The organism is Streptomyces sp. 15-116A (genome assembly GCF_025290915.1).
Taxonomy (GTDB): domain Bacteria; phylum Actinomycetota; class Actinomycetes; order Streptomycetales; family Streptomycetaceae; genus Streptomyces.
On record NZ_JAOCQE010000388.1, the window covers coordinates 1 to 4,735 of the forward strand.

The following is a 4,735-nucleotide window of genomic DNA, read 5'->3' on the forward strand; positions in this document are numbered from 1 at the left end:
GAGGCGGCGGGGGCCTGCGTCAGCGCCGGTTCGGGTGCCTCGGGTGCCTCGGGTGCGGGAGGCGGGGATGGTGGCCGTGGGGACCGTGCGGTCGGCGAGGCGGGCGCGGATGTCCTGCTCGGCGAGCTGGCGGCAGCGGTGCAGGAGGGCGGCGGCGGTGGGGTTGCCGCGGAGGGCGCGGAGGGCGGCGAGGTCGTCGGGGTCGGGGCGGTAGCCGGCGCCCAGCGCCTCCTCCAGGAGTGTGAGGTAGCCGGCGGCGGTGCCGGGGAGGGCGGCGCGGTAGCGGCCGAGGTCGGCCACGAGGAAGGCGCGCAGCCGGGCGCTCTCTCGGGTGGCCTCGTCGAGGGAGTCGGCGAGGCGGAGGCAGTCCTGGACGTCGTCGGCCGAGGCGGAGGTGGGGTGAAGGGCGAGGGCGAGAGCGCGGCGGAGCACACGCAGCTCCTCCACGCCGAACGCCATGCCGCCGCGGGATCCGTATGGCGTGGGCATGCGGCGACGATACGCGCTAATCAGACAAACACGGCGATAGGGGCGAGGTGTGGCGCGGGGTGCCACTCGGGTGGGCGGCGGTGGGGGTGCGCGTGGGGATGCCTGCGGCGCCACTGCCCCTCCGGTGGGGGTGCGCGTGGCGCCCACGGTGGGTGGGTGAGTCGGGGCCGGGGCGGTGGTGTCCGTCCTCGGTCTGGCGCGAAATGGGTGACTTGAGAGGTACTGGCGCGGACGCGCCAGCCGCTGCGGGCAGACACCACCGCCCCGACCCCTCCCCGCCGCGGGCGTCCGCGCCACGCCCACGCTGCGTACTAGCTGCGGGCCGTCGGCGTCGCTGTCCCGCGGGCAGTCGTGCCTCCCCCAGTGCCTTAAGGGCCTGGGAGTACCCCCAGGGCGGCACGGGTGGGCGCGGACGGCACCCAGTCAGCGCCGTGCTGCGCAACCCACCCCCGGCCCGCACCGGCACCGGGCACCCCTGAACCCCCTTACCGGCATCCGCTACATGCGTGACACGTTGCGTTCGTAGACCAGGCGGAGGCCGATCAGGGTCAGCCAGGGCTCGTGTTCGTCGATGACCGAGGATTCGCCGAGGACCATGGGGGCCAAGCCGCCCGTCGCGATGACCGTGACGTCCTCGGGGTCGTCCGCCAGTTCGCGGGCCATGCGGTTGACCACGCCGTCGACCTGGCCCGCGAAGCCGTAGATGATGCCCGACTGCATCGCCTCGACCGTGTTCTTGCCGATCACGCTCCTGGGGCGGGCCACCTCGATCTTGCGGAGTTGCGCGCCCCGGACGCCGAGGGCCTCGACGGAGATCTCGATGCCGGGGGCGATGACACCGCCGACGTACTCACCGCGCGCGCTGACCGCGTCGAACGTCGTCGCCGTGCCGAAGTCGACGACGATCGCCGGGCCCCCGTAGAGGTCGACCGCCGCGACCGCGTTGATGATGCGGTCCGCGCCGACCTCCTTGGGGTTGTCGGTGAGGATCGGGACGCCCGTCTTGACGCCGGGCTCGACGAGGACCGCGGGGACGTCGCCGTAGTAGCGGCGGGTGACCTCGCGGAGTTCGTGCAGGACGGAGGGGACCGTCGCGCAGATGGCGATGCCGTCGATGCCGTCGCCCAGGTCCTCGCCGAGCAGCGGGTGCATGCCCATCAGGCCCTGGAGGAGGACCGCCAGTTCGTCGGCCGTGCGGCGCGCGTCGGTGGAGATGCGCCAGTGCTCGACGATGTCGTCGCCGTCGAAGAGGCCCAGGACCGTGTGCGTGTTGCCTACGTCGATCGTCAGCAGCATGGGTCCTACTCCGCCGCTCGCAGGTCGAGGCCGATGTCGAGGATGGGCGAGCTGTGGGTGAGGGCGCCCACCGCCAGGTAGTCGACGCCGGTGTCCGCGTACGCCTTGGCGTTGGCCAGGGTGAGGCGGCCGGAGGCTTCGAGGGCCGCGCGGCCGGCCACCAGGGCCACGGCTTCCTCGCACTCGCCAGGCGTGAAGTTGTCCAGGAGGATCAGGTCGGCGCCGGCGTCGAGGACCTCGCGGAGCTGGTGGAGGGTGTCGACCTCGACCTCGATGGGGACGTCGGGGAAGCGTTCGCGGACCGCCTGGAAAGCCTGGGCGACTCCGCCCGCGGCGACCACGTGGTTGTCCTTGACCAGCGCCGCGTCCGAGAGGGACATGCGGTGGTTGACGCCTCCGCCGCAGCGCACGGCGTACTTCTCGAGGCTGCGCAGGCCCGGCGTCGTCTTGCGGGTGTCGCGGACCTTCGCCTTCGTGCCCTCGAGGACGTCCGCCCACGCGCGCGTGGCGGTCGCGATGCCCGACAGGCGGCACAGGATGTTCAGGGCGCTGCGCTCGGCGGTGAGGAGGTCGCGGGTGCGGGTCGTGACGGACAGGAGGGTCTGGCCGGGTTCCACGCGGTCGCCGTCCTCCGCGTGGCGTTCCACCTCGAACTCCTCGGTGCAGACGACCGACAGGACCGCCTCGGCGATCCTCAGGCCCGCGACCACGCCCGCCTCCCGCGCGGTGAAGTCGGCGGTGGCGACGGCGTCCTCCGGGATGGTCGCGACCGTGGTCACGTCCACGCCGTGGGCCAGGTCCTCCTGGATGGCCACGTTCGCGATGTCCTCGACCTCCACGGGGTCGAGGCCCGCGTCGGCCAGGAGCTGGGCGAGTGCGGGGTCGAGGCCGCACTCCAGGTAGGTCTCCTCGTCGGAGCCGCAGGCGCAGCCGTCGCCGCAGCCACCGGAGGAGGCGAGGGGGAGGTCGGGGGTGGTCACTGCTGTCACTGCTCCTGGGATGCCTGGGGCGGGAGGGTCGGGGGGAAGTCTGTGCCGTCGGTGGTGTGCGTCGCCAGCGTTCGGTCCGGATTGAGCCGTACGACGATGTGGCGGCGCCAGGTCGTGTCGTCCCGCTCGGGGCGGTCCTCGCGCCAGTGGCAGCCGCGGGTCTCGTCGCGCTGTCGTGCGGCGGCGACCAGGACGCGGGCCACGCACAGGAGGTTGGTGGCCTCCCAGGTGTCGACGCCCGGTTCGGCGGTCTTGCCGTGCTCGGCGAGCGCGTCGCGGGCCTCGGCGTGCAGGCGGTCGAGCTGGTCGGCCGCTGCGGAGAGCGAGGCCTCGGAGCGCAGGACGCCGGCTCCCCTGGTCATGATCCGCTGGATGGCGAAGCGGGCCTCCGGGGGGAGGAGGGGGTGCGCCGGGCGGTCGGACTCCGGGAGGGGGTGCGGCACGCGCGCGTGGAGATTGTTCTCCGTGCGGCTGTGCGCGATGTCCGCGGCGATGCGTTCGGCGTAGACCAGGCCCTCCAGGAGGGAGTTGGAGGCCAGGCGGTTGGCGCCGTGCACGCCCGTGCAGGCGACCTCCCCGCACGCGTACAGGCCGGGCACGGTGGTGCGGCCGTGGGAGTCGGTGCGCACGCCGCCGGAGGCGTAGTGGGCAGCCGGGGCGATCGGGACGGGCTCGGTGACCGGGTCGATGCCGTGGGCGCGGCAGGCGGCGAGGATCGTCGGGAAGCGGTGTTCCCACATCTCGGCGCCGAAGTGGCGGGCGTCGAGGTACATGTGCTCGGCGTCCCGCTCCTGCATGCGGCGCATAATGCCCTTGGCCACGATGTCCCGGGGGGCGAGTTCGCCGAGTTCGTGCTGCCCCTGCATGAAGCGCACGCCGTCGGCGTCGACCAGGTGGGCGCCCTCGCCGCGTACGGCCTCGGAGACCAGGGGCTGCTGGCCCTCCGCGTCGGGGCCGAGGAACAGGACCGTGGGGTGGAACTGGACGAACTCCAGGTCGCTGACCTCCGCGCCCGCGCGCAGGGCGAGGGCCACGCCGTCGCCGGTGGAGACGGAGGGGTTGGTGGTGGCGCTGAAGACCTGGCCCATGCCGCCGGTCGCCAGGACCACGGCGGGGGCGTGGACGGCTCCCACGCCGTCGTGCTGGCCCTCCCCCATGACGTGCAGGGTCACGCCGGCCGTGCGGCCGTCGGCGTCCGTGAGGAGGTCCAGGACGAGCGCGTTCTCGATGGTGCGCATCCCGCGGGCGCGGACCGCCTCCACCAGGGCGCGGGAGATCTCCGCGCCCGTGGCGTCGCCGCCCGCGTGGGCGATGCGGCGGCGGTGGTGGCCGCCCTCGCGGGTGAGGGCCAGGCCGCCCTCGGCGGACTCGTCGAACTGCGCGCCGGTGTCGATCAGGCGGCGTACGGCGTCGGGGCCCTCGGTGACGAGGAGCCGGACGGCCTGTTCGTCGCACAGGCCCGCGCCCGCGACCAGGGTGTCGTCCAGGTGCTGCTCCGGGGTGTCGCCGTCGCCGAGGGCCGCGGCGATGCCGCCCTGGGCCCAGCGCGTGGAGCCGTCGTCCAGGCGGGCCTTGGTGACGACGACCGTGGTCAGGCCGGCCGCCTCGCAACGCAGGGCCGCGGTGAGGCCGGCCACGCCGGAGCCGACGACGACCACGTCCGCCTCGATGGACCACCCGGGGGCGGGCGCATGCAGTCGTATGCCTGTGCTGGTCACGAGGCGGCTCCGAACGTTCCGAAGGTCAGCGGGATGTTGTCGATCAGGCGGGTGGAGCCCACGCGTGCGGCGACGGCGAGGACGGCCTCGCCGGTGAAGCCGTCGCCGATCTCCGTGAAGTCGGCGGGGTCGACCAGGGCCAGGTAGTCCAGCTTCAGCGGCGGGTCGAAGCGGGCCGCCTCGTCGAGGACCTGGCGGGCGGCGGCGCGGATCGCGGCGGGGCCGCCGGCGGCCGTGGCGACG

The 4,735-nt window shown here is 74.0% G+C and carries 4 protein-coding genes and 1 pseudogene; all 5 read right to left on the reverse strand.

All coding sequences use genetic code 11. The features are described from left to right. A pseudogene (locus tag N4P33_RS32925) lies at positions 1-459 on the reverse strand (hypothetical protein); the annotation flags it as partial. Between the two features lie 528 nt (positions 460-987). Beyond that, positions 988-1,785, reverse strand: a complete 798-nt coding sequence (locus tag N4P33_RS32930) for a type III pantothenate kinase (RefSeq protein WP_260830600.1) — start codon at positions 1,783-1,785, stop codon at positions 988-990. Positions 1,786-1,790: 5 nt separating this feature from the next. Continuing rightward, a complete protein-coding gene (nadC, locus tag N4P33_RS32935; RefSeq protein ID WP_260830601.1) occupies positions 1,791-2,765 on the reverse strand; it encodes a carboxylating nicotinate-nucleotide diphosphorylase in 975 nt (324 codons plus the stop codon). A gap of 5 nt (positions 2,766-2,770) precedes the next feature. Then, on the reverse strand, positions 2,771-4,492 hold the full coding sequence (locus N4P33_RS32940; RefSeq protein ID WP_260830602.1) for an L-aspartate oxidase: 1,722 nt from the start codon (positions 4,490-4,492) through the stop codon (positions 2,771-2,773). Further along, a partial coding sequence (locus N4P33_RS32945; protein WP_260830603.1) for a pantoate--beta-alanine ligase occupies positions 4,489-4,735 on the reverse strand: 247 nt, incomplete at its 5' end. The genes N4P33_RS32940 and N4P33_RS32945, both read right to left, overlap by 4 nt.